This window comes from Cellulomonas sp. P2_B4 (genome assembly GCF_056404795.1).
Genome location: NZ_JBFUDI010000013.1, coordinates 20,759 through 45,919, shown reverse-complemented (window position 1 = coordinate 45,919; position 25,161 = coordinate 20,759). Strand labels below are relative to the sequence as shown.

Here is a 25,161-nt window from a genome sequence, read left to right as displayed (position 1 = left end):
CACGCGCACTCTTCCAAGCATCGACCTCCGGAGCCCCATGCCCGCCACCCGGCGCGTCCTGTTCATCGCCACCACGGCCCTCGTCGCGACCCTCGCCGCGTGCTCGACGGCCGGCACGCCCGAGGCGTCCCCGACGCCGACGTCCGCCGCGTTCACACCCGTCACGCTCGACAACTGCGGCACGCAGGTCACCGTGGACGCGCCTCCGCACAAGGTCGTCACCATCAAGTCGACGAGCACCGAGATGCTCCTGGCGCTCGGCCTGCAGGACGTCATCGTCGGCACCGCCTTCTCCGACGGCCCGGTCCCGGACGAGTACGCCGCCGCGGCGAAGGACCTCCCGGTGATCTCCGACAAGGTGCCCGGGCAGGAGGCGCTGCTCGCCCTCGAGCCCGACTTCGTCTACGGCGGCTGGGAGTCCAACTTCTCCGACGACGGCGCCGGAGACCGCGCCAGCCTGCGGGGGCTCGGGATCGGGACGTACGTCTCCCCGGCGGCGTGCAAGGAGCCGGAGTACATGCCGGACCCGCTCACGTTCGACGAGGTGGACGACGAGATCCGTGAGGTCGCCAGCGTCTTCGGTGTGCAGGACCGGGCGGAGGCCCTGATCGCGACGGAGAAGCAGACGCTGGCGGCAGCCCAGAAGCCCGCCGAGACGACCACGGCCCTCTGGTACAGCTCCGGCTCGGACACCCCGTACGTCGGCGCGGGTATCGGCGCGCCGCAGATGATGATGGACGCCGCCGGGCTGACCAACATCTTCGCGGACGTGCACGACACCTGGACGTCGGCGGGCTGGGAGAGCATCGTCGCGGCGGACCCGGACGTCATCGTCCTCGTCGACGCGAGCTGGAACACGGCCGCGTCCAAGATCAAGCTGCTGGAGAGCAACCCCGCGACGGCCCAGCTCAGCGCCGTGCGGGACCACCGCTACCTGACCATCCCGTTCGCCGCGTCCGAGGCCGGCGTCCGCAACGCCGAGGCCGTGAAGTCGCTGGACGACCAGCTGGCGGCCCTCGACACGTGAGGCAACGCGCTCCCCTGGCCCTGCTCGTCACCGTCGGCGTCCTCGCCGTCGTCGCGACGATCCTCGTCGCCGTCACCATCGGTCCGGCGAACCTCGACGTCGCCGAGGTGGCGCGCAGCATCGCCGGGCACCTCGGGCTCACGGTCACCGACGTCCCGAGGCTGCACGACGCGATCGTCTGGGACCTGCGGCTGCCTCGGGTGCTCACCGCGGCGGCGGTCGGGGCGGGGCTCGCGATGGCGGGTGCGGTGATGCAGAGCCTGACGCGCAACCCGCTCGCCGACCCGTACCTGCTGGGTCTGTCGTCGGGTGCGTCGCTCGGTGCCGTCGCGGTGCTCGTGGTCGGGGTCAGCCTCCTGCTGCCCGTCGCCGCGTTCGCGGGGGCGATCCTCGCGCTCCTGGCCACGCTGACCCTCGCCCGCACGGGCGGCACGCTCGCCCCCGGCCGCACCGTCCTGGCCGGCCTCGCCGTCTCCCAGCTCGCGGCCGCCGGCACGTCGTTCGTCATCTTCTGGACCGCGACGGGCGACTCCTACCGCGAGATCCTCAACTGGCTCCTGGGCTCGCTCGCCGGCTCGACGTGGGGAGACGTCGCGATCGCGGGCATCGCCGTCATCGCGATCGGCGCGTACCTGCTGATGAACGCCACGCGGCTGGACGCGTTCGCGTTCGGCGACACGTCCGCGGCCGCGCTCGGCATCGACGTGAACCGCACGCGCTGGACCCTGATGATCGTCGTCGCCCTGCTCACGGGCGCGATGGTGGCCGTCAGCGGGGCCATCGGGTTCGTCGGCCTGATCCTGCCGCACGCCGTCTCGTCGCTCACGGGCCCGGCGCACCGGCGCCTGCTGCCGATCTCGGCCCTGGCCGGCGCCGTCTTCCTGGTGTGGGCGGACACCGTCGCGCGCACCCTGTTCGACCCCCGCGAGCTGCCGGTCGGCATCGTGACCGCACTGATCGGCGTGCCGGTGTTCGCGTTCCTCCTCCGCCGCGGGAAGGGGTCGGCATGGACCTGACCCTCGAGGGCGTCGGCACACGGCTCGGCGGGCGCTGGGTGGTCGACGGCGTCGACGCGACTCCCCCGGCCGGCGCGCTCACCGGCCTGCTGGGTCCCAACGGCGCGGGCAAGACGACGCTCCTGCGGATGATCGCCGGCCTGATGAGCCCCGAGAAGGGCGCGGTCCTCGTCGAGGACGAGAACGTCGAGGCGATCCCCCGCAAGACGCGCGCGCGGCGGATCGCGCTCCTGGAGCAGGAGTCGACCAGCTCGGTCCCGCTCACGGTCCGCGAGGTGGTCGCGCTCGGTCGCATCCCCTACCGGACGATCTGGGGCAACGACCCGGACGACGCGGCCGTCGACCGCGCGCTGGTGAGCGCCCGCGCCGAGCACCTGGCCGAGCGCGCCTGGTGGTCGCTGTCCGGCGGCGAGCGGCAGCGCGTCCAGATCGCCCGCGCGCTGGCGCAGGAGCCCGACCTCCTGCTCCTCGACGAGCCGACGAACCACCTGGACGTCAGCGCGCAGCTCAGCCTGCTGGCCTTCGTCCGGGACCTGGGCACGACGACGGTCGCGGCGCTGCACGACCTTAACCTCGCGGCCGCGTTCTGCGAGCACGTCCTCGTGCTCAAGGACGGCCGGCTGGCGGCCGCCGGCCACCCACGCGAGGTCCTGACGCCCGCGCTCCTCCAGCACGTCTACGCCGTCGAGGCCGACGTGCTGAGCAACCCCCGGACCGGGCGACCGGTCATCGCGTTCCACGAACCGGAGCAGCCATGAAGATCACGGTCCTGTCGGGCGGCGTCGGCGGTGCGCGCTTCACGCGCGGGCTCCTGGCCCTCGTCGGCAACCAGCACCCGATCACCGTCATCGCCAACACCGGCGACGACATGTGGCTGCACGGCGTGCGCGTGTGCCCCGACCTCGACACCCTCATGTACACGCTCGGCGGCGCGGTGCACGAGGACCAGGGCTGGGGCCGACGAGGCGAGTCCAGGCGCGTGAGCGACGAGCTGGCCGGCTACGGCCTCGGCTGGGACTGGTTCACGCTCGGTGACCTCGACCTGGCCACCCATCTCGCACGCACCGAGCTGCTCCGCGACGGCCTTGCGCTCTCGCAGGTCACGGCGCGTCTGTCGGAACGCTGGCGGCCCGGCGTCACCCTTCTGCCCATGACCGACGACGAGGTCGAGACCCACGTGGTCCTCGACGACGGACGGGAGATCCACTTCGAGGAGTGGTGGGTCCGGCACCGGGCCGCGATCCCCGCCCGGAGCTTCGTGCAGACGAACCTGTCGACCTCGACCCCGGCGCCCGGCGTGCTCGAGGCGCTGACGACCGCCGACGTCGTCGTCCTGCCGCCGTCCAACCCGGTCGTGTCCGTCGGCACGATCCTCGCGATCCCCGGCATCCGCGACGCCCTCGCCGCCACCGACGCCCCCGTCGTCGGCGTCAGCCCTGTGATCGGCGGTGCGCCCGTGCGCGGCATGGCGGACGCCTGCCTCGCGGCGATCGGCGTGGAGACGACCGCCCTCGCCGTCGCCGAGCACTACGGGCGTCGCGCGGACGGCGGCATCCTCGACGCCTGGCTCGTCGACGAGGTCGACGCCCCGGCGGCGGACCGGCTCCGTGCGGCCGGCTGGACCGCGCGCGCCGTGCCGACGCTGATGACCGGCGTCTCGACGGCCGCGCGCATCGCCGCCGACGCGCTATCCCTCGTCGACCGGCGTCCCTGACAGGACGGCGGTGGTCCGCGGCCCCACGCCGAGCCGTGCCACGGCCGACAGGTCCGCGGGCACGTCGACGTCGCGCCGGAGGCTCGAACCCGTCGGGATGTCGAGCCGGACGTGCCCGTCGGCCTCGTGCGCGGCGGCGGACCCGGGTCCGAACCGCGGCGTGAGGGCCACGAGCCCCGTGAGGAGCGTCGTGCCGGTCCCGTCGGCGTCGGCGACGAACGCGCGCGGATGCCGTTCGGCCAGGTCGAGGGCGCGCCGCAGGTCGCCGGGACGCAGCGCGGGCAGGTCGCCGAGCAGGACCGCGACCGGGCCGTCCGCGCGAGCCAGACCCGCGCGGATCGCGGCGTTGAGCCCGCCCCCGGGGTCGTCGACGACGACGGGCACCAGGGACCGGAGCTCGTCGTCGGACGTCACCACGAGCACCCGCGCCACCCCGGGCGTGGCCGCGGCCGCCTCGATCGTGTCCAGCGCCATCGCCCGGGCGAGCGCCGCCCGGTCCCCCGCGGACAGGAACCCGGCCAGGCGCGTCTTGCCCTCGGCGGCCGGCTTCACCGGCACGACGACGACCCACTCCATCTGCCAGCCTTCCGTCTCGAACCGACCCCGGGAGAGGATGCTGCCATGACGCTCTGGCTCACCGGCGACCCGACCGCCGACCAGCTCCTGACCGACGACCCGTTCGCGCTCCTGATCGGCATGCTGCTGGACCAGCAGTACCCGATGGAGGCCGCGTTCTCCGGTCCTGCCAAGATCGCCGACCGGATGGGCGGCCTCGACGTGCACCGGATCGCGGAGGCGGACCCCGCGGAGTTCGCCACCATGTGCGCCACCCCTCCGGCCGTGCACCGCTACCCCGGCTCGATGGCCGGCCGCATCCAGGGTGTCGCCGCCGCGCTCGTCGAGCAGTACGACGGCGATGTCACGCGCCTGTGGACCGACGGCGACCCGGACGGCCGCACCGTGCTGGCACGGCTCAAGGCGCTGCCCGGCTTCGGCGACCAGAAGGCCCGCATCTTCCTGGCCCTGCTGGGCAAGCAGGTCGGCGTGCAGCCCGCCGGGTGGGCCGAGGCGGCCGGGGCGTACGGCGACCCGGACGCCCGCCGCTCGATCGCCGACGTCACCGACCCGACGTCGATGCTCGAGGTCCGCGCCACCAAGCAGGCTGCCAAGGCCGCGGCGAAGGCCGCTACGGCTGCTCCCTGAGGGCGTCCTTCCAGCCCTGCGAGTACGCCTCGGCGCTGCCCTGCGCGAACATGTCCTCCTCGCCGAGCCGCACGAGCGCCCGCGCACCGGGTCCGTCCTCGTCCGTGACCAGGTGCCCCAGACCACGTACGACCGCGAGCGGGCGCCCCTCGGCCTTGCCCTTGACCAGCTCGCCGGCCGAGGCGATCTCGTCGGCCACCGCGGCCTGCGTCATGATCAGGGGCCGGCCGAACGTGTCGACCTGACCGCGCAGGTCGTCGAGCACCACGAGCCCGGCGGCGCCGATCGCGATGTCGGTCACGCCCTGCCGCCAGGGTCGCCCGGCGGTGTCGGTGATGACGACCCCGAGCCGAACGCCGAACGCGTGCGCGAGCCCGGCGCGCAGCCGTCGCGCCGACGCGTCCGGGTCCACCGGGAGCAGCAGCACGGTCCCCTCGGGGGTGTTGCTCGCGTCGACGCCAGCCGCGGCCATGACCAGGCCGAGCCGGTTCTCGACGATCCGCGTCACGCCGGTCGAGTGCTCGCGGGTCGCGACGACGCGCACCGTCTCGTCGGTGATCGCCTGCTCGCGGTCGTCGGCGGAGACCACGCGGCCCTCCGCCTTGGAGACGACCTTGGAGGTGAGCACGAGGACGTCACCGTCCTGCGGGGGCTCGTCGCGGAGCAGGGCGGTGAGCAGGACGACGAGGTCGTCGCCGGGTGCGACCTCGGGCAGCCCGTCGGGTGCCCAGACCTGGAGCCGCGCCGTCACCGGACCAGCTTGGGCAGCACGTCCGCCCCGAACGTCTCGATCCACTCGCGCTGGTTGCGCCCGACGTTGTGCAGGTAGATGCGGTCGAAGCCGAGGTCGACGTACTTCTGGATCTCGGCCCGGTGGACGTCGGGATCCGCCGAGATGACCATGCGGCCCTCGAAGTCCTCCGGGCGCACGAGCTTGGCCATCTGCTCGAAGTCGAACGGCGAGCGGATGTCGGCCTTGGGGAACTTCATGCCGCCGTTGGGCCACTCGTGCATCGCGTGGGCCAGGGCCAGCTCGTCGGTCTCGGCCCACGACAGGTGCAGCTGGAGCACCTTGGGGAGCGTCGCCGGGTCCTTGCCCGCCTCGCGCGCGCCCTCGTCGAACTTGCCGAACAGCCCGCTGATCTTCTCCAGCGGGGCGCCCACCGTGATGAGCCCGTCGGCCAGGCGGCCCGCCCGCTTGGCGGTGACCGGCCCGGCGGTAGCGACGAGGATCTCCGGGGCGACCTCGGGCATCGTCCACAGGCGCGTCGACTCGAGCTTGTAGAACGGGCCGGCGTGCTTGACGTCCTTGCCCGCGATCGACGCCGTGAACAGCTTCTTGATGATCTCGATGGCCTCGAACATGCGGTTGATCCGCTCGGGGGCCTCGGGCCAGTAGTTCGCGACGATGTGCTCGTTGAGCGCCTCGCCAGAGCCCAGGCCGAGCCAGTGCCGGCCCGGGTACATCGCGGCCAGCGTCGCGGACGCCTGCGCGACCATGGCGGGGTGCCAGCGGAACGTCGGCGCCGTGACGCCGGGGCCGATGTCGCCTGTCGTGCGCTCGCCGAGCGCGGTCAGCACGTTCCAGACGAACGCCGCCTGCCCCTGCGCCGGGACCCACGGCTGGTAGTGGTCCGCCGCCATCACACCGGAGAACCCGTGGGCCTCCGCGTGCGCGGAGAGCTCGACGGCCTCCGTCGGGTGGAACTGCTCGAGCATGGCTGCGTACCCGACCGTGAGGCCGTTCGCGGTGACCGTGGACATTCACACTCCTGTTTCGGAACCCGAGGACGTCGCCCCCGAATCACCCTAACCACGGGACCGCGTCGATGATGCCGCAGGGCTAGAGGGAAGGCAGCGCCGCGCTGTACAGCCACGCGTGCATCAGGGAGGCGAGGGGCTTGCCGCCGACCTCCTCCGCGCAGACGAGGAACTCCTCCGTGCTGACCGTGCCGTGCCGGTAGCGGGCGGTCCACGTGCGCAGGAGGTCGAAGAACACCGCGTCGCCCAGGCGCAGACGCAGGGCGTGCAGGGTCAGCGCCCCGCGCTTGTACAGGCGGTCGTCGAACATCGCGTCCGGGCCCGGGTCGCCGATGACGAGGTCCTGCGGCAGGCCGGCCAGGCGCAGGTGCGTCGCACGTGCGTGGTACTCCGCGGAGCGCCCGCCCGACCCCTCCGACCAGAGCCACTCGGCGTAGCAGGCGAACCCCTCGTGCAGCCAGATGTCGCGCCACAGGCCCACGGTCAGGCTGTTGCCGAACCACTGGTGCGCGAGCTCGTGGGCGACCAGCCGCTCCGAGCCGCGGTCGCCGTCCATGTGGTTGGCGCCGAAGACGGACAGGCCCTGCGCCTCGAGCGGGATCTCCAGGTCGTCGTCGGTGACCACGACCGTGTACGCCGCGAACGGGTAGGGCCCGAAGAGGCGCTCGAACAGCTCGACCATCTGGGTCTGGCGACCGAGGTCGTTCACCGTCTGCACGCGCAGCCGCGGCGGGACCAACGCCTCCTCGCGCGGACCGGTCCGGATGCGCAGGTACCGGCCCACCTGGAGCGTGGCCAGGTACGGCGCCATCGGGTCCAGCTGCTCGTAGACCCACACCACGCGTCCGGCGCGTGCCGTGCGCGAGACGAGGCGCCCGTTCGCGACGACCTCGTAGCCCGCCTCGCAGCTGACGGTGAACCGGTACGCGGCCTTGTCGGCGGGACTGTCGTGGCAGGGGAACCAGCTGGGCGCGCCGTTCGGCTGGCCCGCGACGATCACGCCGTCGGACAGCTCCTCCCAGCCGACGTCGCCCCACGGGCCGCGCAACGGCCGGGGCTGGCCGGCGTACTTCACGTCGAGCACCAGCGCGGCGCCGGCGGCGACCTCGTGCTTGAGCTTCACGACGATCCGGTGGTCGTGCTGCGTCCAGCGCTCGGGCCGCGAGCCGTCGACGAGGACATGGCTCACGCGCAGCCCGCGCAGGGCCAGCGAGACGCTCCTGGTGGGCCGCGCGGCGCGGGCGTAGACCCGCGCGCGACCCTCGAGGCGGTTCGTCGTGACCCGGTAGTCGAGCTCCAGCTCGTACAGGTCGACGTCCAGGTCACCGTCGACGTGCCCCGGCAGGTACGGGTCGGGCGCCGCGAGGTCGAGGGGAGCTGTCACGCCGGCACCGGGGCGACGGGGTTGCCGGTCCAGCGCGAGCCGGCGGGGATCGAGTCGCCACGCAGGACCAGCGATGCCGGCCCCACGCTCGCGCCGTCGTCGAGCGACGCCGCCGGCAGCACCACGCCGTGCGGGCCGAGGCTCGCTCCCTGTCCCAGCACCACGGTGTCCATGCTCATCACCCGATCATGGAACAGATGCGTCTGCAGCACGCAGCCGCGATTCACCGTGGACGCGTCGCCGAGCCGCACGAGGTCCGCCTCGGGCAGCCAGTACGTCTCGCACCAGACCCCGCGACCGATCCGGGCGCCGAGCGTGCGCATCCAGACCGTGAGCGCGGGCGACCCGATCGTGGCCGGACCGAGCCACGGCACGGCGACCGACTCGAGGAAGGTGTCCGCGAGCTCGTTGCGCCAGATGAAGGAGCTCCACAGCGGGTGGTCGCCCGGCTTCAGCCTGCCGACGAGGGCCCACTTCGCGGCCGTCGCGAGCGCGCACGCCAGCGCCGCCGCCCCCAGCACGACCAGCCAGGAGACGGCCGCCGCGGCCGCGAGCCCCCACTGGTCGAGCGCGGCCTGCAGGACCAGGAGCACGAGCACGCCGAGGCCGAACGTGCAGATCACCGGCACGATCCGGCAGAGCTCGACGACCGCGCGCGCCACCCGCAGGCGGGTCGGCGGCTCGAACGTCCGCGAGTCGTCGCCCTCCCCGGCGACCCGCCGCAGCTTCGTCGGCGGCGACCCGATCCACGACGTCCCGGCGCGCGCTCCCTCGGGCGTGGCCGACAGGACCGCGACGAGCCCGCGCTTGGGCACCGCGCGGCCGGGCGCGATCATCCCCGAGTTGCCCAGGAACGCGCGCTTGCCCACCTTGCTCCGCTCGACCCGCAGCCAGCCGCGGCCCAGCTCGTAGGAGCCGATCAGGGTGTCGTCGGCCAGGAACGCCCCGTCGCCGACGCTCGTCAGCGACGGGATCATCAGGGCGGTCGACGCCTCGACGTCGCGACCGATGTCCGCGCCGAGCGCCCTCAGCCACAGCGGCGTCGCCGTGCTCGAGTAGAGCGGGAAGAGCGTGGTCCGTGCGTCGTCCATCAGCCGCTGCGTAGCCCAGACCTGCCAGCCGTGCCGGCTGCGGACCGCGTGGTACCCCTCGCGCAGCCCGACGCCGAGCAGCCGCACGGAGACCAGCGTGACCAGCAGGAGCACGAGGACCATCGTCAGGGCGCCGAGCGGCACGGCCTTCAGCGCGTCCCCGGCCGCGTCCCACCAGCCGGCGCTGTCGCGCACGGAGAAGCCGACGACGAGCAGGCCGCACAGCGCGGCGACCACCGGCAGCGCGGCGAGCAGCGCCGCGGTGAGGCCGTAGACGGCCACCCAGCGGCGTCCGCGCGGGGCGCGCTCGGCGGGCCACTGCCCCGGCGCGGGACCGTCGAACACCGCGGGCGAACCCGTCCAGAGCTCGCCCGGGGGAACGGACTTCAGGACGGCAGAGCCGGGAGCGATCTCCGCGCCCTGGCCGATGCGCGTCCCCGGGCCGAGCGTGGAACGCGTGCCGACCGTGGCGCGCTTGTCGATCCGGATACGGCCGACCTTGAGGATGTCGCCGTCGAGCCAGTGGCCGCGCAGGTCGACCTCGGGCTCGACCGAGCAGCCGTTGCCCAGCCGGAGCATCCCGGTGACCGGCGGTGGCGTGTGCAGGTCGACGTCCTTGCCCACGGTCGCGCCGAGCGCGCGGGCGTACGCGGCGGTCCACGGCGAGCACGAGAGGTTCTCCGAGCCCGCCGCGGCCGCCCAGGACTCGGCGAACCAGATCCGCAGGTGCACGGAGCCGCCGCGGGCGTACCAGCCGGGCTTGAGGTCACGCAGCAGGCCGCGCGCGACGATCACCGTGGTCCCCATGCGGCCGAGCGGGCTGATGAGCACCAGCCAGCCGAGCGCGACCCACCACCACACACCGGCGACCACGGGCACCCACGTCGCGTTCGTCGCGGTGCGCAGGACCGCGTCCGCGGCGAGCAGCCAGGTGAGCCAGCGCAGGCCCACGAGCAGTGACAACGGCACCGCGAGCATCGTCTGGATCACCTGGGTCCGCAGCGGGGTCGGCCGCACCACGCGCTGGTCCGAGACGGTCACGGGCTCGAACTCGTCGAGGGTTCGGGCGAGGTCGCCGATCCGCGGGTTCTCGTAGACGTCCGCCACCGTGACCGTCGGGAACCGCTCGCGCAGCGCCGAGACCAGCTGCGCGGCGACGAGGCTGCCGCCGCCCGCGTCGAAGAAGTCGTCCTTGGGTCCGGCCACCGCCACCCCGAGGGCCGCCGTCCAGCGCTGCGCGACCCACCGGGCGGTGTCGGACAGGCCCGCCGCGGGCGGGGCGTCGTCGTCGGGACGTGCGAGCGGCCAGGGCAGCGCGTCGCGGTCGACCTTGCCCGATCCCCGCGTGGGGATCTGCTCGACGGGCGCGAGCAGCGGCACCAGGGCGGCCGGCAGGACACCGCGCAGCGCCTCCCGGGACGCCGCGAGGTCGATGTCGGCGCCCGGCTCCGGCACGAGGTAGCCGACGAGGACCGCGGTCCCGGCCGGTGTGCGCCGGACCGCGGCCGCGGCGCTCGCCACACCCGGCAGCGCCAGCAGCGCCGAGTCGACCTCGCCCAACTCGATCCGTCGGCCCCCGACCTTGACCTGGTCGTCGGCCCGTCCCTGGAACAGCAGTCCCTCGGCCTCGTACCGGACCAGGTCGCCGCTGCGGTACGCGCGCTCCCAGCCGAGCGTCTCGACGCCCGCGTACTTCTCGGCATCCTTGGCCGCGTCCAGGTACCGCGCCAGGCCGACGCCGCCGATGATCAGCTCGCCGACCTCCCCCTCGGCGACGTGCACGCCGTCGGGTCCGACGACCGCGAGGTCCCACCCGTCCAGCGCGTGCCCGATGCGGACCGGCCCCTCGCCGGTGAGCAGCGCGCCGCACGCGACGACGGTCGCCTCGGTCGGGCCGTAGGTGTTCCAGACCTCGCGCCCGTCGCCGACGAGCCGGGCCGCGAGCTCGGGCGGGCACGCCTCGCCGCCGAAGATGAGCAGCCGGACACCGGCGAGCTCCTCGGAGCGCCACAGGCCGGCCAGCGTCGGGACCGTGGAGATGACCGTGATCCGCTGCGCGACCAGCCACGGGCCGAGGTCCATGCCGGTGCGGACCAGGGCACGCGGCGCCGGGACGAGGCAGGCGCCGTGCCCCCAGGCCAGCCACATCTCCTCGCAGCTGGCGTCGAACGCGACGGACAGGCCGGCCAGCACGCGGTCGCCGGGGCCCAGCGGTTCGTCCTGCAGGAACATGCGCGCCTCGGCGTCGACGAACGCCGCAGCCGAGCGGTGCGTGACCGCGACGCCCTTGGGCGCGCCGGTCGAGCCCGACGTGAAGATGATCCAGGCGTCGTCCGTGACGCTCGGCTCGGTGGGCGTCGCCCGCGTGCGCGTCAGGATCGCCAGGTCGCCCTCGGTGAGCACCCGCGCGACGCCGGCCTCGCGGAACACCGTCGCGGCCCGCTCGTCGGGGTCGTCGACGTCGACCGGCACGTATGCGGCACCCGCGGCCATGACGCCGAGGATCGCCGTGTAGAGCTCGGCGGTGCCCGACGGGATCCGCACGCCGACGCGGTCACCCGGACCGATGCCCACCGCGGCCAGACCGGCGGCGGCGCCCCGGACGGCGTCGAACAGCTCCCGGTACGTCAGGCTCACGCTGCCGTCGTCGAGCGCCGGGCTGTCCGCGTGGGCGTCGACCGTTGCGCGCAGGACGTCGATGAGCGTCCGAGGCTCCGGGGCGAGACCTGACCGGAGGAATCCCTCGGTCGTCATCGCCACACCCCGTGTTCGTCTCTTCGCGCGTGCATGTTCCCCCGATCATGGCCCCCATGACCCGGCGAACGGCGATCCTGCCATCCGTCGGTCACGTCGGCTGCGTCGTTCATCGACTGGTCACGCACCGTTCACCGGCGTCGATCCCGGGAGGGCACGGGACGCGGACCCGGGCTGTCCGCCGATCTGGGAAGATATGGCCCCATGAGCTCCGACTCCCCCCTGCGCATCACGGCCCCGCGACACGTCCCGGACAAGGTCTCCCTCGACGGGGTAGAGGTCCGCTGGGACGCAGCGTGGACCGAGCAGGGTCTGTACGCGTTCGACCGCACGGCGACGCGCGAGCAGGTGTACTCGATCGACACCCCGCCGCCGACCGTCTCGGGCTCCCTGCACGTCGGGCACGTGTTCTCCTACACGCACACGGATGTCGTCGCGCGCTTCCAGCGCATGCGCGGCCGCGAGGTGTTCTACCCGATGGGCTGGGACGACAACGGCCTGCCCACCGAGCGTCGCGTGCAGAACTACTACGGCGTGCGCTGCGACCCGTCCCTGCAGTACGAGGCCTCGTTCGAGCCGCCGTTCGACGGCGACGTCCCCAAGGGCGCCCAGCAGGTGCCGGTGAGCCGTCGCAACTTCGTCGAGCTCTGCGAGCGCCTGACGGTCGTCGACGAGCGCCAGTTCGAGGCCGTGTGGCGCCGGCTCGGCCTCTCGGTCGACTGGGGCATGACCTACCAGACGGTGTCCGCGGAGTCGCGGGCCGTCGCGCAGCAGGCGTTCCTGCGCAACCTCGCCCGCGACGAGGCCTACCAGGCCGAGGCGCCCGGCCTCTGGGACGTCACGTTCCAGACCGCGGTCGCGCAGGCCGAGCTCGAGGCCCGCGACTACCCGGGGGCGTTCCACCGCGTCGCGTTCCATCCAGTGGGAGCAGCGCAGACGTCGCCTGTTTTCATCGAGACGACGCGTCCGGAGCTCCTGCCCGCGTGCGTCGCCCTGATCGCGCACCCCGACGACGAGCGCTACCAGCACCTCTTCGGGACGACCGTGCGCTCCCCGCTGTTCGGCGTCGAGCTGCCCGTGCTCGCGCACCCCGGCGCGGAGCCGGACAAGGGCGCGGGCATCGCGATGTGCTGCACCTTCGGTGACCTGACCGACGTGCAGTGGTGGCGCGAGCTGCAGCTGCCCACGCGCTCGATCATGGGCCGCGACGGCCGCATCCTGCGCGAGACGCCCGAGTGGATCACCTCGCCGGAGGGCCGCGCCACCTACGAGGAGCTCGCCGGCAAGACGACGTTCTCCGCACGCGAGGCCGTCGTCGCAGGGCTGCGCACCGCGGGCGACCTCGACGGCGAGCCCGTGCCCACGCAGCGCAAGGCAAACTTCTACGAGAAGGGCGACAAGCCCCTCGAGATCGTCACCAGCCGCCAGTGGTACATCCGCAACGGCGGTCGCGACGAGGCTCTGCGCGAGGCGCTGCTGACCCGCGGCGCCGAGCTCGGGTTCAACCCGGACTTCATGCGCGTCCGCTACGAGAACTGGGTCGGCGGCCTGAACGGCGACTGGCTCGTGTCGCGGCAGCGGTTCTTCGGCGTGCCGTTCCCGGTCTGGTACGCGCTCGACGCCGACGGCGAGCCCGTCTACGAGACGCCGCTGGTGCCGACCGAGGACCAGCTCCCGGTCGACCCGTCCTCCGACGTCCCGACCGGCCACACGGCCGAGCAGCGCGGCGTGCCCGGCGGCTTCGTCGGCGACCCCGACATCATGGACACCTGGGCGACCAGCTCCCTGACACCCCAGATCGTCGGCGGCTGGCGCACCGACCCCGACCTGTTCGCGCGCGTCTTCCCCATGGACCTTCGCCCCCAGGGCCAGGACATCATCCGCACCTGGCTGTTCTCGACGGTCGTGCGCAGCCACCTCGAGCACGGCTCGCTGCCGTGGTCGTCGGCCGCCATCAGCGGCTGGATCCTGGACCCCGACCGCAAGAAGATGTCCAAGTCCGTCGGGAACGTGGTGACCCCGTTCGGGCTGCTCGAGGAGCACGGGTCCGACGCCGTCCGGTACTGGGCCGCGTCCGCGCGCCTGGGTACCGACGCCGCGTTCGAGGTCGGGCAGATGAAGATCGGCCGGCGCCTGGCGATCAAGATCCTCAACGCCTCGAAGTTCGCGCTCTCCTTCGGGGGCGCCGACGAGCCGCTGTCGCTCGACCCCGCGCTGGTGACCGCAGAGATCGACCGCGCGATGCTCGCCGGGCTCGCGGACGTCGTCGAGAAGGCCACCGCCGCCCTGGTCGCCTACGACCACACGCGGGCCCTGGAGCTCTCGGAGACGTTCTTCTGGACGTTCTGCGACGACTACCTCGAGCTGGTCAAGGACCGCGCCTACTCCGACGGTGAGGCCGCACAGTCGGCCCGGACCGCGCTGGCCATCGCGCTCGACGTGATGCTCCGCCTGTTCGCGCCGGTGCTGCCGTTCGCGACCGAGGAGGTCTGGTCGTGGTGGCGCGAGGGGTCGGTGCACCGCGCCGCGTGGCCGGACGCCGCTCCCCTGCGCTCGGCCGCCGGATCCGCCGACGCGGGCGTCGTGGCCGCCGCCGGCTCCGCCCTGGCCGCCCTGCGCAAGGTGAAGTCGGAGGCCAAGGTGTCGATGCGCACCGAGATCGCCGCCGTGACGCTCTCGGTGCCCGCCGGCCTGCGCGCCGGCGTCGAGGTCGCTCTCGACGACGTCCGCTCGGCCGGCCGCGTCACGGGCACCCTCGACCTCGTCGACGGCGACGCCGAGACGGTCGTCGCGAGCAACGCCGAGCTCGTCCCCCCGACCCCGGCTCCCGCCCCGTAGCACCCACGACGTCCGAGCAGATGTGGCCTATAGCGCCCATCTGCTCGGACGTTGCTGTCTCTCGCGTCTGACGTCCGAGCAGACGTGGGTTCTGGCCCACATCTGCTCGGACGTTGCGGGCTAGACGACCGTGCGGAGGCGGGCCTGGTCGGCCGACTGGGTGGGGACCGCCTCGCTCGGCGTGGAACCGTCGGACCAGCGCAGGACGGCGCCGATGCCGTCCACGAGGTCCACCGAGCCGTTCTCCGCGAACGTGAGGCCGGCATCCTGACCGATCGCCGCCCGCACCAGGGCGACGTCCGCCGGGAGCCGGCGCGCGCCGTCGCTCACCCCGATCGCCGCGAGGTCGTCCGCCGACGACGCGAGCTGCAACGGCTCGTCACCGACCCACAGCTCCCGCTCGGAGAGGCCCTGCGAGAGCGCGTCGACGTGCAGCACGAGCTCGGACACCTGCCCGCGCCGCAGCACCTCGATCACGTCGTCCAGGGCGGTCACGGCACCCTCGCCGCGACCCTGCGCCTGCCGGAACCGGTCCAGCACGGCGTCGCGACGACGGCCGCGGAACCCGCTGAGCACCTCGGCGACCCGTCCGTCGAACACGTCCTGGTTGACCCCGTCGCCCCGCGCACCGCCGAGCACGTCGACGAGCACCTCGGTGACGTGCTGCGCGACCGCCTCGCGGACCAGTCCCACGGCGCGCCCGTCGCCCGTGAGCACGACCACGTCCGGGTTCCGCTCGGACACGCGCTTGTCGAGCACGGCCGCGACCGCCTCGGCGTTGCGCTGCCACGAGTCCTCGGCCCGCGTCTGGCTGCGCCGGTCGAGCCCGCCCTCACGGGTCTTGTGCACGTCGTCGTGCCCACCCTCGACGGTCTCGACCTCCGGCCCCCCGAGGGTCCGCACGCTGCCGCCCGTGGCCCAGGTGAGGTCCGCACCGTTGCGGTCCACCTCGACGAGCAGGTAGCTGACGGTCTGGTCGGCCGCGCGGATCGCGGGGAGCAGCGCGGGCACGGGCCCGTACACGGCGTGCGCCTGTGCGGGCGGCTCGGCGAGCACCCGGTCGACGACGACCGAGTCGGCGTCCGAGACGATCACGCGGCCGTGCGGGCCGCGGACACCGGTCGGCGTGGCGACCAGGTCCCCGATCTCGTCCAGCACGCGGGCGGGCGCTCCGTCGCGCTCCAGCTGGCGTCGGACGGCCTTCCAGCGGTCGGCTGCCTCCGCCTCCCCGGCAGCGTCGGCGCGGGTCACGTCCAGGTAGACGGTCGTGAACGGCGACGGACGTCCGAGCAGGGGCTTGAGCCAGTGCAGGTCCATGGGCAGATCCTCCGGGATCGACGGCTCCCCAGCGGTCGCGGGTCCCCCCCGTACGGTCCGCCGGAGCTGACCCTGTCTACCTTCCGCCACCTGTGGTCCGTCCGCTACCCCGGGCAGCGAATCCGTCTCAGCTGCGCGTCGCGTGGTCCTGCGCGATCTCCTCGTGGTGCCGGATGACCTCCTCGACGATGAAGGCGAGGAACTTCTCGGCGAAGACCGGGTCGAGGTCGGCCTCGTGCGCGAGCTGGCGCAGGCGCGCGACCTGCTGCTCCTCGCGACCCGGGTCCGACGGCGGCATCCCCTGCGTGGCCTTGAGCACGCCGACCTGCTGCGTCGCCTTGAACCGCTCGGCGAGCAGGTAGATCAGCGCGGCGTCGATGTTGTCGATGCTGCCGCGCAGCCGGACCAGGTCCGGCGGGATCGGGGTGGGGAGGTCGCTCACGAACGCGATCCTAGGTCCCCGACGACGAAGGTCAGGCGCTCTTCTCGCGGGGCGGCCGCTTCTCGCGGGGGGTCTCGCGCGGGATCAGGGTCGGGTTCACGTTCTCCAGGACGACCGCGCGCGTGATCTCCACGCGGGCGACGTCGTCGCGGCTGGGGACCTCGAACATGACCTGCTGGAGGACCTCTTCCATGATCGCCCGCAGACCACGGGCACCCGTGCCGCGCAAGAGCGCCTGGTCGGCGATCGCGGCCACGGCCTCGTCGTCGAACTCGAGGTCGACGCCGTCGATCTGGAACATGCGCTGGTACTGCTTGACCAGCGCGTTCTTGGGCTCCGTGAGGATGCGGACGAGCGCGTCCTGGTCCAGCCGCGCGACCGCGGCGACCACGGGCAGCCGGCCGATGAACTCGGGGATCAGGCCGTACTTCTGCAGGTCCTCCGGTCGGACCTCCGAGAACAGGTCACCCTCGTCGACGGACTCCAGGAGCGGGGCGCCGAAGCCCACGACCCGCTTGCGGGCGCGGGCGGCGATGATGTCGTCGAGACCCGAGAACGCGCCCGCCACGATGAACAGCACGTTCGTGGTGTCGATCTGGATGAACTCCTGGTGCGGGTGCTTGCGGCCGCCCTGCGGAGGGACCGAGGCCGTGGTGCCCTCGATGATCTTCAGCAGCGCCTGCTGGACGCCCTCGCCGGAGACGTCGCGCGTGATCGACGGGTTCTCGCTCTTGCGCGCGATCTTGTCGATCTCGTCGATGTAGATGATGCCCGACTCGGCCTTCTTGACGTCGTAGTCAGCGGCCTGGATGAGCTTGAGCAGGATGTTCTCGACGTCCTCGCCCACGTAGCCGGCCTCGGTCAGGGCCGTGGCGTCCGCGATGGCGAACGGGACGTTGAGCATGCGGGCCAGGGTCTGCGCGAGGTACGTCTTGCCGGTGCCGGTGGGGCCCACGAGCAGGATGTTCGACTTCGCGATCTCGATCTGGTCGTCGGTGGACCGACCGGCCTCGCCCGCCTGGACGCGCTTGTAGTGGTTGTACACGGCCACCGACAGCGCTCGCTTGGCCGACTCCTGGCCGATGATGTACTGCTCGAGGAAGTCGAAGATCTCCTTGGGCTTGGGCAGCTCGACCAGCCCGACCTCGGTGGCCTCCGCCAGCTCTTCCTCGATGATCTCGTTGCAGAGCTCGATGCACTCGTCGCAGATGTAGACGCCGGGGCCCGCGATCAGCTTCTTGACCTGCTTCTGCGACTTGCCGCAGAAGGAACACTTGAGGAGATCGGCTCCGTCCCCGATACGAGCCACGTCGATCCCCTTCCTCGTGTCGCCTCCGCCCGGCGGGCGATGCGTCCGTGCACAGCTGGTCGGTGCAGCAAGTCGGTGCAGCGCGACCCCGGAGGGTGCGCGTCCTCCCCCATTGCACACCACACCGGCCGGGATGTCAGCCGAACACACGGGGCGCGGTGCGCCGGGATGCGAAAACTCCCCGGATGGTCCACGGACCGGGCCGCAACGTGCCGGCCCGGTCCGTGGACGCAGTCGTCCTACTAACTACTTCGGCTGAACAGTCGTCGCGATGACACCTTTTCGGCTCTCGAGCACCTGGTCGACGATCCCGTACTCCTGCGCCTGCTGCGCCGTCAGGATCTTGTCGCGCTCGATGTCCTTGCGGACCAGCTCGATGTCGCGGCCCGTGTGGTGCGCGATCGTGAGCTCGAGCCACTCGCGCATGCGGATGAGCTCGTTCGCGTGGATCTCGATGTCCGAGGCCTGCGCGTAGCCGCCACCCTCCATCGCGGGCTGGTGGATCAGCACGCGGGCGTTGGGCAGGGCCAGGCGCTTGCCCGGCGACCCGGCGGCGAGCAGCACGGCCGCGGCCGAGGCGGCCTGCCCGAGGCAGACCGTCTGGATGTGCGGCTTGATGTACTGCATCGTGTCGTAGATCGCCGTCAGCGCGGTGAACGAGCCGCCGGGCGAGTTGATGTACAGGATGATGTCGCGGTCCGGGTCGGTGCTCTCGAGCACCAGGAGCTGGGCCATGACGTCGTCAGCAGACGCGTCGTCCACCTGCACGCCGAGGAAGATGATGCGGTCCTCGAACAGCTTGGTGTACGGGTCCTGACGCTTGAAGCCGTAGGCGGTGCGCTCCTCGAACTGCGGCAGCACGTACCGGGCCGCGGGCGACGAGGGGGCCAGCCCACCAGGGCCGGCCAGCATCCCCGCGCGGGCCATGAACTGGGACTCCATGCTCACGAGATTCTCCTCAAGATGGTGATGGCAGCGGTCTGGAGGACCGGCTCAGTTGGTCCCGCCGCCACCGGCGACCGAGTCCGCCCGCTCGACCACGTGGTCGATGAAGCCGTACTCGAGGGCCTCGGGGGCCGTGAACCAGCGGTCGCGGTCGGCGTCGCTGTTGATCTGGTCGACGCTCTTGCCGGTCTGCGCGGCGGTCAGCTCGGCGAGCACCGTCTTCATGTGCAGGATCAGCTGCGCGTTGATGCGGACGTCGGTGGCGGTGCCGCCGATGCCGCCCGACGGCTGGTGCATCATCACGCGGGCGTGGGGCGTCGCGTAGCGCTTGCCCTGCGCGCCCGACGAGAGCAGGAACTGCCCCATCGAGGCGGCCATGCCCATCGCGATCGTGGCGACGTCCGGCTGGATGAACTGCATGGTGTCGTAGATCGCCATGCCCGCGGTGATCGAGCCACCCGGCGAGTTGATGTACAGCCAGATGTCCTTGTCGGGGTCCTCGGCCGCCAGCAGCAGCATCTGGGCGCAGATGGCGTTCGCGTTGTCGTCGCGCACCTCCGAGCCCAGCCAGATGATGCGCTCGCGCAGGAGTCGGTTGTAGATGGAGTCATTGAGGCCGAATGCCGGGGACTCGGCCCTGGCCAGCGTCGGCACGTGCTCGTTCACGAAGGCTCCCTCGTCTGACGGTGACATCTGTCCTGCTCGCCAGAGGACCCGGGATCGACCCGTCCCACCTGTGCGATGCAGTGACCCTAACGCGCAGGAACACCCCTCCATGTCCCCGCCGCGAGCGTTTTCGCTGACGGCAGAGCCGCACGCCCGGTACGGGTGGGATGCACGAAGGCCCCGCACCGATCGAGCCGGTGCGGGGCCTTCGGGAGGCGTCAGGCCTTGGCGTCCTCGGTGAACGACGAGATGTCGCTGGCCGCGTCGGTGCTCGGCTGCTCGTCGCCGGCCTCCGACTCGACGTCCGCGAGGACGGCGGCCTGCTGGGCCAGCTCCTCGGCGGCGTCGTCCGCGTCCGTGCCGATGAAGTCGCTCAGGTCGACCGCGTTGCCGGCCGCGTCGGTGACCGCGACGCGACGCAGGGCGACCGCGAGGGCCTTCGAGCGCGCGACCTCGGCGACCATCATGCCGATCTGGCCCTGCTGGTCGATGGTCTGGATGAACGTGTTCGGGTCCATGCCGTACTGGCGCGACGCGCTGACCAGGTAGTCCAGCAGCTCGGGCTGGCTGACCTTGATCTCGAGCTCCTCGGCGAGCGTGTCCAGGAGGATCTGGTTGCGCAGCGCGGTGGTCGCCTGCTCGCCGACCTCGGCGCGGTGCTCGTCGTCCTCGAGACGACCCTCACCCTCGAGGTGACGGTGCACCTCGGCCTCGACGACGCCCTGCGGGATCGGGATCTCGGTGCCGGCGAGGAGCTGCTCGAGCAGCAGGTCGCGGGCCTGGACCGCCTGGTTGGAGATCTTGGTCTTCGACGCCTGCTCGCGCAGGTCCGCCGTCAGCTCGTCGAGCGTGTCGAACTCGCTCGCGAGCTGGGCGAAGTCGTCGTCGGCCTCGGGAAGCTGGCGCTCCTTGACGGTGGTCGCCGTGACGGTCACCAGGGCGGTCTCGCCCTCGTGGTCGCCGCCCGCGAGGGCCGTCTCGAACGTCGTGGTCTCGCCGGCGGACAGGCCGGTCAGCGCCTCGTCGAGACCCTCGAGCATGTTGCCCGAGCCGATCTCGTAGCTGACGCCGCTGACCTGGTCGACCTCCTCGTCACCGATCTTGGCGACGAGGTCCAGGACGACGAAGTCCTTCTCGGCGGCCGGGCGGTCGATGCCGACCAGCGTGCCGAAGCGCTCGCGCAGGGCGTCCAGGCGGCCGGTGATGTCCTCGTCGGAGACCTCGACGTCGTCGACCGTGATCGCGATGCCGTCGAAGGCGGGGACGGTGATCTCGGGGCGGACCTCGACCTCGGCGGTGAAGTGCAGCTCGCCCTCCTCGCCGGACGGCGTGCCGGGGATCTGGGTGACCTCGACCTCGGGCTGGCCGAGCGGGCGCAGCTTGTTCTCGCGGACGGCCTCGGCGTAGAAGCCGGACAGACCCTCGTTGATCGCGTGCTCGAGGACGGCGGGACGGCCGACGCGCTGGTCGATGATGCGCGGCGGGACCTTGCCCTTGCGGAAGCCGGGAACGGTGACGTCCTGCGCGATGTGCTCGTAGGCGTGCGCGATGCTCGGCTTGAGCTCGTCGTACGTCACCTCGACGGTCAGCTTGACCTTTGTCGGGTCCAGGGTCTCGACGGCGCTCTTCACTTCGATGGTCTCCAACTGATCGGGTCCGGCGCCGGTGACTCCGGCGTTCTCCGTGGATCTCTGAGCGGATTCTGCGTGCTCATGCTCACGACTGCCGCGCGCAGACCCGTCGGGCGCGCGCTGGCGACCCTCGATCTTACGTCACCGCGCCGGGTGGCCCAAAGCGAGCCCCCGACCACTCGACGGCCGACGAGGACCGCGAGGACCGCGGGCCGTCGGCGCTCGGCCGCCGTCCCACCGAGCCGCGGCGCCTCGACAGAACCCTGGTCGGGATGGCGGGATTCGAACCCACGACCTTCCGCTCCCAAAGCGGACGCGCTACCAACCTGCGCCACATCCCGGCACACCCGACCGGGCCCGGAGGCCGGCTGGGTGCACGTTGCGCCCTCGCGCACCCGGTACCCTGGGTGCCGCGGTCCGGACTGATCACTCAGAGCTCTGGGTGACGGTCGGACCTGTGCGGACGTAGCTCAATGGTAGAGCCCCAGTCTTCCAAACTGGCTACGCGGGTTCGATTCCCGTCGTCCGCTCCAGTCCGTCCGTCCGGCGAGCTCTCAGCTCGCCTCGTCGCGGTTCTGGGTGAACCGCTCGAGCTGGCCTTCGTGCAGACCGGTCACGAACTCGTAGCCTGCCCTGGCCCGCGGACCGATCCGTGGGTCGTCGGGAGTGCGCCCGTCGCGCAGGGCGTGCAGGTAGGCCCGGTCCTGGTCGATCCGTGTGCGGAGCTCGGCGGCTCCAGCCACGGACCCGTGGCCGGGCACGACGACCTCGACGCCGTCCGATGCGTCCTCGAGCAGCTGCAGGGCGGCGAGGTAGTCCCCGACCGGGTCCTCGGCGAACGCGTTGAGCAGGGGGATCAGCACGTCGGAGAGCATGTCGCCGGCGACGAGCACGCCACGTTCCTCGATCAGCAGGGCCGCGTGCCCGGGGGCGTGCGCGCGATGCTCGATGACCCGGACCGCCGGGCCGTCCCACGGGATCCTCGTCGCCCCGGCGGGCAGGCCGTCGATGCGGCCGAAGACGTCGTCGACCGGCACCTGGTCCGCGATGTCCGCCGGGAGCATCCTGGCGACGAAGGCCCTCCAGTCCGGGTCGGCGAGRCGCGCCGCGATGGCGGCCGCGCAGGTGGCCGTGCCGTAGCGGGGCACGTCGCCGAACCCGGCGTGCCACAGGAGGTGGTCCCAGTGCGGGTGCGTCGAGAACCCCGCCGCGACGGGCCGTCCCAGGTCCCCGGCGATGCCGGCGAGCTCGTCGGCGAGCACTCCCGGGTCGACCAGCAGGACGCCCGCCGCCCCGTGCACCACGACGGCGTTGCTCTGCAGGAACGTGCTCTCGTGGGTGAGCACACCCTCGGCGACCTGTCGCAGCATCAGCCGACCTCGCTCTCGTCGCGGATGGCGTAGTGGCGCAGCGTCACGCCGGAGTCGAACGAGCGGTGCTCGAGCAGGTCGAGCTCGACGGGCCGGTCGTAGTCGTCGAAGAGCGGCCGACCGAAGCCGAGGATCGCGGGATGGGTGGTGAGCAGCAGCTCGTCCAGCAGGCCGGCGCGGAGCAGCTGGGTGGCCAGCGACGCCCCACCGACGCCGATCATGCCGTCGGTCTCGGCGCGCAGCACCGCGAGCTGCTCGATGGCGTCGTCGCCCCCGATGATCCGGGTGTCGTGATCGGCGCTGTGCCGGGTGCGGGAGACGAGCACCTTGGGCGTGGTGGTCCAGATCTCGCCGTACTCGCGCAGCACCTCAGGCAACGAGTCGTCGTCGCGCGCCCCCGGCCACGTCTGCTCCATCGTCTCGTAGAAGACCCGGCCGTGGACGATCATCGACGCCGCGCGTGCGAAGGCGTTCAGCTCGCGGTGCAGCTCCTCGTCGATGCGCAGCCACTCGCCCGCGCCGTCGTCGCCAGGGACCTGCTCGATCCGCAGGTCGAGGGACACGTTCATGGCGTACACGAAACGGCCCATCGTCTCCTCCTCGCATAGTGATTGCGATCTGCAACCACTATAGTGAGGCCGAAAGACGTGTCAAGGAGGGGTCGTGGATCCAGGGTCTGGCGGTCCGATCGGCGCCGCCGTCGACGTGCTCGGAGATCGCTGGTCGTTGCTCATCCTGCGCGACGTCATCTTCCGCGACCGCCGCCACTTCCGCGCGCTGCTCACCGGTTCGGCCGAGGGCATCGCGTCGAACATCCTCGCCGACCGCCTCGTGCGGCTCGTCGAGGCGGGGATCCTGACCCGTGGCACGGCCGCCCGCGGGGCGCGCGCCCGGTACAGCCTCACCGAGGCCGGCATCCAGACCCTCCCGATCCTGGACGCCCTGGGCAACTGGGGCCTCGAGTGGCGACCGGGGAGCGCCGCGCTGCAGAGCAGGCAGCAGCTCCTGCACGACGAGGGCCCGGCGTTCGTCGCCGCGCTCATGGACGAGCTCCGGGTGCGCCACCTCGATGCACCGCCGGAGCCGCACGACGGCCCGGGCCCGCTCGAACGGCTCGAGTCCGCGGCCGCCGACCACGACCACGCCGACTGACCGGAGAGCCCCGCGCGCGATGACAGGCTGTGCGCATGTCGGACCTGACCCTCCCCGAGCCGCGCACCGGCGACCCCGCGGACGCTCCCCCGCTGCGCTGGGGAATCCTCGCCCCTGGCCACATCGCGCAGCAGTGGGCGACCGCCCTGCGCGAGCACACCCGCCAGAGGCTCGTCGCGGTCGGGTCACGCTCGCCGGAACGGGCCGCGACGTTCGCGGCCGAGCACCGGGTGGACCGGGTGCACACGTCCTACAAGGCTCTCGTCGACGACCCCGAGGTCGACGCCGTCTACGTCGCCAGCCCGCACAGCCACCACCGCGAGCACGCGCTGCTCGCGCTGCGGGCCGGCAAGCACGTGCTCGTCGAGAAGGCCTTCACGCGCAACGCCGACGAGGCGCGCGAGCTCGTCGCGGCCGCCGGCGAGGCGGGCGTCCTGCTCATGGAGGCCATGTGGACGCGCTACCTCCCGCACACGGACGTCGTGCGCCGGGTGCTCGAGGACGGGCTCCTCGGGGACGTGCACCGGATCACCGCGGACTACGGCGTGCGCGCGGAGCAGGACCCGACGCACCGGCTGCTCGACCCGGCCCTTGCCGGCGGCGCTCTGCTCGACCTCGGCATCTACCCGCTGTCGTTCGCGTCGTCGGTCGCGCGCGCGGCCGGACTGCCGGTGCGGCCGACCAGCGTCCAGGCCGCGGGCTCCCTCACGACGACCGGGGTGGACGCGCAGGTCAGCGCCCAGATCGGCTACGGCACCGCGCAGGCGCAGCTGTTCACGTCGATCCTCACCGCCTCCGGGCACACGGCGCAGGTGTACGGGTCGCTGGGCCGGCTGGAGGTGGACGACCGGTGCTACGTCCCGGCCGGCGTCACGCTCACCGTCGGCGAGCGGTCCGGGACCTGGGACGCCAACCGCGTCCACGGGTACGGCGGCCTCGCGTTCCAGGCCGCGGCGCTCGCGACCTACGTCGCGGAAGGTCGCACGGACTCGCCGCTGCTGCCCCTCGACGAGACGGTCACGATCCTGGAGACGGCCGACGAGATCCGCCGGCAGGTCGGCGTCGTCTATCCGGGTGAGGCCCGAGTCGCGAGGGAGCCGGCACCGACCTGACACTGAGCCCATGAGCGACTGGAACAAGCAGATCATCGACGAGTTCCGTGCGAACGGCGGCGACGTCACGACGAACGGGTTCGGCAAGGGACTCGTCCTGCTGCACCACCGTGGCGCCAAGACCGGCACCGAACGCATCAGCCCCGTGGCCGGCATCGCCCAGGCCGACGGCTCGTGGCTCGTCGCCGCCTCGAAGGGCGGAGCGCCCGACAACCCCGCGTGGTTCCACAACCTGCTCGCCCACCCCGACGTCGAGATCGAGACGCCCGACGACGGGACGCTCCAGGTGAGCGCGACGCAGCTCACCGGCGACGAGCGCGAGGCGGGCTGGGCGCAGTTCACCGCGCGGTCGGCCGGCTTCCGGTCCTACGAGCAGAAGACGACGCGCACGATCCCCGTGCTGCGGCTCGCACCCCGCGACGCCTGACC

At 72.4% G+C, this 25,161-nt stretch carries 22 protein-coding genes and 2 tRNA genes; 10 read left to right on the top strand and 14 right to left on the bottom strand.

Features of this window, described 5'->3' with window-relative positions:
• Positions 1 to 37 precede the first annotated feature (37 nt).
• The 4 genes from AC1DZC_RS18020 to cofD are packed head-to-tail and all read left to right on the top strand — an operon-like array spanning position 38 to position 3,757.
• Positions 38 to 1,027: a putative F420-0 ABC transporter substrate-binding protein gene (locus tag AC1DZC_RS18020; RefSeq protein WP_477044221.1), complete on the top strand. Its 990-nt coding sequence runs from the start codon at positions 38 to 40 to the stop codon at positions 1,025 to 1,027.
• On the top strand, positions 1,024 to 2,043 hold the full coding sequence (locus AC1DZC_RS18015; protein ID WP_477038935.1) for a putative F420-0 ABC transporter permease subunit: 1,020 nt from the start codon (positions 1,024 to 1,026) through the stop codon (positions 2,041 to 2,043). The genes AC1DZC_RS18020 and AC1DZC_RS18015 overlap by 4 nt, the downstream gene beginning before the upstream one ends.
• Entirely contained in the window at positions 2,034 to 2,801 is a 768-nt protein-coding gene (locus tag AC1DZC_RS18010; RefSeq protein ID WP_477038934.1) for a putative F420-0 ABC transporter ATP-binding protein, read from the top strand. Before AC1DZC_RS18015 ends, AC1DZC_RS18010 begins: the two co-directional genes overlap by 10 nt.
• The gene (cofD, locus tag AC1DZC_RS18005; RefSeq protein ID WP_477044220.1) at positions 2,798 to 3,757 is read left to right on the top strand and encodes a 2-phospho-L-lactate transferase; all 960 of its coding nucleotides are present in this window, start codon (positions 2,798 to 2,800) and stop codon (positions 3,755 to 3,757) included. Before AC1DZC_RS18010 ends, cofD begins: the two co-directional genes overlap by 4 nt.
• Here the strand turns inward: cofD and cofC are convergent.
• A complete protein-coding gene (gene cofC / locus AC1DZC_RS18000; RefSeq protein ID WP_477044219.1) occupies positions 3,731 to 4,333 on the bottom strand; it encodes a 2-phospho-L-lactate guanylyltransferase in 603 nt (200 codons plus the stop codon). The genes cofD and cofC overlap by 27 nt on opposite strands.
• 45 nt (positions 4,334 to 4,378) lie before the next feature.
• On the opposite strand from cofC, the gene AC1DZC_RS17995 reads away from it, so the two are divergent.
• Complete coding sequence (locus AC1DZC_RS17995; protein ID WP_477044218.1) at positions 4,379 to 4,960, top strand: HhH-GPD-type base excision DNA repair protein; 582 nt, start codon at positions 4,379 to 4,381, stop codon at positions 4,958 to 4,960.
• On the opposite strand, the gene AC1DZC_RS17990 is transcribed toward AC1DZC_RS17995, so the two are convergent.
• The 4 genes from AC1DZC_RS17990 to AC1DZC_RS17975 all read right to left on the bottom strand — a co-directional run bounded on the left by AC1DZC_RS17990 (position 4,944) and on the right by AC1DZC_RS17975 (position 11,950).
• Positions 4,944 to 5,711: a coenzyme F420-0:L-glutamate ligase gene (locus tag AC1DZC_RS17990; RefSeq protein WP_477038930.1), complete on the bottom strand. Its 768-nt coding sequence runs from the start codon at positions 5,709 to 5,711 to the stop codon at positions 4,944 to 4,946. The genes AC1DZC_RS17995 and AC1DZC_RS17990 overlap by 17 nt on opposite strands.
• On the bottom strand, positions 5,708 to 6,724 hold the full coding sequence (locus AC1DZC_RS17985; RefSeq protein WP_477044217.1) for a TIGR03557 family F420-dependent LLM class oxidoreductase: 1,017 nt from the start codon (positions 6,722 to 6,724) through the stop codon (positions 5,708 to 5,710). Before AC1DZC_RS17985 ends, AC1DZC_RS17990 begins: the two co-directional genes overlap by 4 nt.
• A 79-nt stretch (positions 6,725 to 6,803) precedes the next feature.
• The gene (locus AC1DZC_RS17980; RefSeq protein ID WP_477044216.1) at positions 6,804 to 8,105 is read right to left on the bottom strand and encodes a M1 family metallopeptidase; all 1,302 of its coding nucleotides are present in this window, start codon (positions 8,103 to 8,105) and stop codon (positions 6,804 to 6,806) included.
• Positions 8,102 to 11,950, bottom strand: a complete 3,849-nt coding sequence (locus AC1DZC_RS17975) for a Pls/PosA family non-ribosomal peptide synthetase (protein WP_477044215.1) — start codon at positions 11,948 to 11,950, stop codon at positions 8,102 to 8,104. Before AC1DZC_RS17975 ends, AC1DZC_RS17980 begins: the two co-directional genes overlap by 4 nt.
• 204 nt (positions 11,951 to 12,154) lie before the next feature.
• On the opposite strand from AC1DZC_RS17975, the gene valS reads away from it, so the two are divergent.
• Positions 12,155 to 14,788, top strand: coding sequence for a valine--tRNA ligase (valS, locus tag AC1DZC_RS17970; RefSeq protein ID WP_477044214.1), 2,634 nt, complete (start codon positions 12,155 to 12,157; stop codon positions 14,786 to 14,788).
• A 120-nt stretch (positions 14,789 to 14,908) separates the two neighbouring features.
• Here valS and AC1DZC_RS17965 read toward each other — a convergent pair whose 3' ends face one another.
• The 7 genes from AC1DZC_RS17965 to AC1DZC_RS17935 all read right to left on the bottom strand — a co-directional run bounded on the left by AC1DZC_RS17965 (position 14,909) and on the right by AC1DZC_RS17935 (position 21,439).
• Positions 14,909 to 16,105 carry a baeRF2 domain-containing protein gene (locus AC1DZC_RS17965; RefSeq protein WP_477044213.1) on the bottom strand — a complete coding sequence of 399 codons (1,197 nt, stop codon included), beginning with the start codon at positions 16,103 to 16,105 and terminating at the stop codon, positions 14,909 to 14,911.
• 127 nt (positions 16,106 to 16,232) lie between these two features.
• Positions 16,233 to 16,547, bottom strand: coding sequence for a chorismate mutase (locus tag AC1DZC_RS17960; protein ID WP_477038924.1), 315 nt, complete (start codon positions 16,545 to 16,547; stop codon positions 16,233 to 16,235).
• A gap of 31 nt (positions 16,548 to 16,578) precedes the next feature.
• Complete coding sequence (gene clpX, locus AC1DZC_RS17955) at positions 16,579 to 17,856, bottom strand: ATP-dependent Clp protease ATP-binding subunit ClpX (protein WP_477038923.1); 1,278 nt, start codon at positions 17,854 to 17,856, stop codon at positions 16,579 to 16,581.
• A gap of 246 nt (positions 17,857 to 18,102) precedes the next feature.
• Positions 18,103 to 18,804 carry an ATP-dependent Clp protease proteolytic subunit gene (locus AC1DZC_RS17950; RefSeq protein ID WP_028047103.1) on the bottom strand — a complete coding sequence of 234 codons (702 nt, stop codon included), beginning with the start codon at positions 18,802 to 18,804 and terminating at the stop codon, positions 18,103 to 18,105.
• A 45-nt stretch (positions 18,805 to 18,849) separates the two neighbouring features.
• Complete coding sequence (locus AC1DZC_RS17945; protein WP_477038922.1) at positions 18,850 to 19,467, bottom strand: ATP-dependent Clp protease proteolytic subunit; 618 nt, start codon at positions 19,465 to 19,467, stop codon at positions 18,850 to 18,852.
• Positions 19,468 to 19,685: 218 nt separating this feature from the next.
• Entirely contained in the window at positions 19,686 to 21,098 is a 1,413-nt protein-coding gene (gene tig / locus AC1DZC_RS17940; protein WP_477038959.1) for a trigger factor, read from the bottom strand.
• A gap of 264 nt (positions 21,099 to 21,362) precedes the next feature.
• A tRNA-Pro gene (locus tag AC1DZC_RS17935) sits at positions 21,363 to 21,439 on the bottom strand.
• Between the two features lie 118 nt (positions 21,440 to 21,557).
• On the opposite strand from AC1DZC_RS17935, the gene AC1DZC_RS17930 reads away from it, so the two are divergent.
• A tRNA-Gly gene (locus tag AC1DZC_RS17930) sits at positions 21,558 to 21,631 on the top strand.
• A gap of 21 nt (positions 21,632 to 21,652) precedes the next feature.
• Here the strand turns inward: AC1DZC_RS17930 and AC1DZC_RS17925 are convergent.
• Together AC1DZC_RS17925 and AC1DZC_RS17920 are read right to left on the bottom strand one after the other, a co-directional pair.
• The gene (locus tag AC1DZC_RS17925) at positions 21,653 to 22,468 is read right to left on the bottom strand and encodes an MBL fold metallo-hydrolase (protein WP_477044212.1); all 816 of its coding nucleotides are present in this window, start codon (positions 22,466 to 22,468) and stop codon (positions 21,653 to 21,655) included.
• A complete protein-coding gene (locus tag AC1DZC_RS17920; RefSeq protein ID WP_477038920.1) occupies positions 22,468 to 23,058 on the bottom strand; it encodes a dihydrofolate reductase family protein in 591 nt (196 codons plus the stop codon). Before AC1DZC_RS17920 ends, AC1DZC_RS17925 begins: the two co-directional genes overlap by 1 nt.
• 73 nt (positions 23,059 to 23,131) lie before the next feature.
• Between AC1DZC_RS17920 and AC1DZC_RS17915 the strand changes: the two genes are divergently transcribed.
• The 3 genes from AC1DZC_RS17915 to AC1DZC_RS17905 are packed head-to-tail and all read left to right on the top strand — an operon-like array spanning position 23,132 to position 25,159.
• Positions 23,132 to 23,620 carry a winged helix-turn-helix transcriptional regulator gene (locus AC1DZC_RS17915; RefSeq protein ID WP_477044211.1) on the top strand — a complete coding sequence of 163 codons (489 nt, stop codon included), beginning with the start codon at positions 23,132 to 23,134 and terminating at the stop codon, positions 23,618 to 23,620.
• Between the two features lie 35 nt (positions 23,621 to 23,655).
• Entirely contained in the window at positions 23,656 to 24,732 is a 1,077-nt protein-coding gene (locus tag AC1DZC_RS17910; RefSeq protein ID WP_477044210.1) for a Gfo/Idh/MocA family protein, read from the top strand.
• Positions 24,733 to 24,742: 10 nt separating this feature from the next.
• Positions 24,743 to 25,159 carry a nitroreductase/quinone reductase family protein gene (locus tag AC1DZC_RS17905; RefSeq protein WP_477044209.1) on the top strand — a complete coding sequence of 139 codons (417 nt, stop codon included), beginning with the start codon at positions 24,743 to 24,745 and terminating at the stop codon, positions 25,157 to 25,159.
• The last annotated feature ends 2 nt before the right edge of the window (positions 25,160 to 25,161 follow it).

Bases quoted from the DNA above. Each gene is read 5' to 3' on its own strand.
- AC1DZC_RS17920 (WP_477038920.1), bottom strand. From the start codon at position 23,058: ATGGGCCGTTTCGTGTACGCCATGAACGTGTCCCTCGACCTGCGGATC.
- AC1DZC_RS17905 (WP_477044209.1), top strand. From the start codon at position 24,743: ATGAGCGACTGGAACAAGCAGATCATCGACGAGTTCCGTGCGAACGGC.
- cofC (WP_477044219.1), bottom strand. From the start codon at position 4,333: ATGGAGTGGGTCGTCGTCGTGCCGGTGAAGCCGGCCGCCGAGGGCAAG.
- AC1DZC_RS18020 (WP_477044221.1), top strand. From the start codon at position 38: ATGCCCGCCACCCGGCGCGTCCTGTTCATCGCCACCACGGCCCTCGTC.
- AC1DZC_RS17975 (WP_477044215.1), bottom strand. From the start codon at position 11,950: ATGACGACCGAGGGATTCCTCCGGTCAGGTCTCGCCCCGGAGCCTCGG.
- AC1DZC_RS17965 (WP_477044213.1), bottom strand. From the start codon at position 16,105: ATGGACCTGCACTGGCTCAAGCCCCTGCTCGGACGTCCGTCGCCGTTC.
- valS (WP_477044214.1), top strand. From the start codon at position 12,155: ATGAGCTCCGACTCCCCCCTGCGCATCACGGCCCCGCGACACGTCCCG.
- AC1DZC_RS17910 (WP_477044210.1), top strand. From the start codon at position 23,656: ATGTCGGACCTGACCCTCCCCGAGCCGCGCACCGGCGACCCCGCGGAC.
- AC1DZC_RS18010 (WP_477038934.1), top strand. From the start codon at position 2,034: ATGGACCTGACCCTCGAGGGCGTCGGCACACGGCTCGGCGGGCGCTGG.
- AC1DZC_RS17995 (WP_477044218.1), top strand. From the start codon at position 4,379: ATGACGCTCTGGCTCACCGGCGACCCGACCGCCGACCAGCTCCTGACC.
- cofD (WP_477044220.1), top strand. From the start codon at position 2,798: ATGAAGATCACGGTCCTGTCGGGCGGCGTCGGCGGTGCGCGCTTCACG.
- AC1DZC_RS17985 (WP_477044217.1), bottom strand. From the start codon at position 6,724: ATGTCCACGGTCACCGCGAACGGCCTCACGGTCGGGTACGCAGCCATG.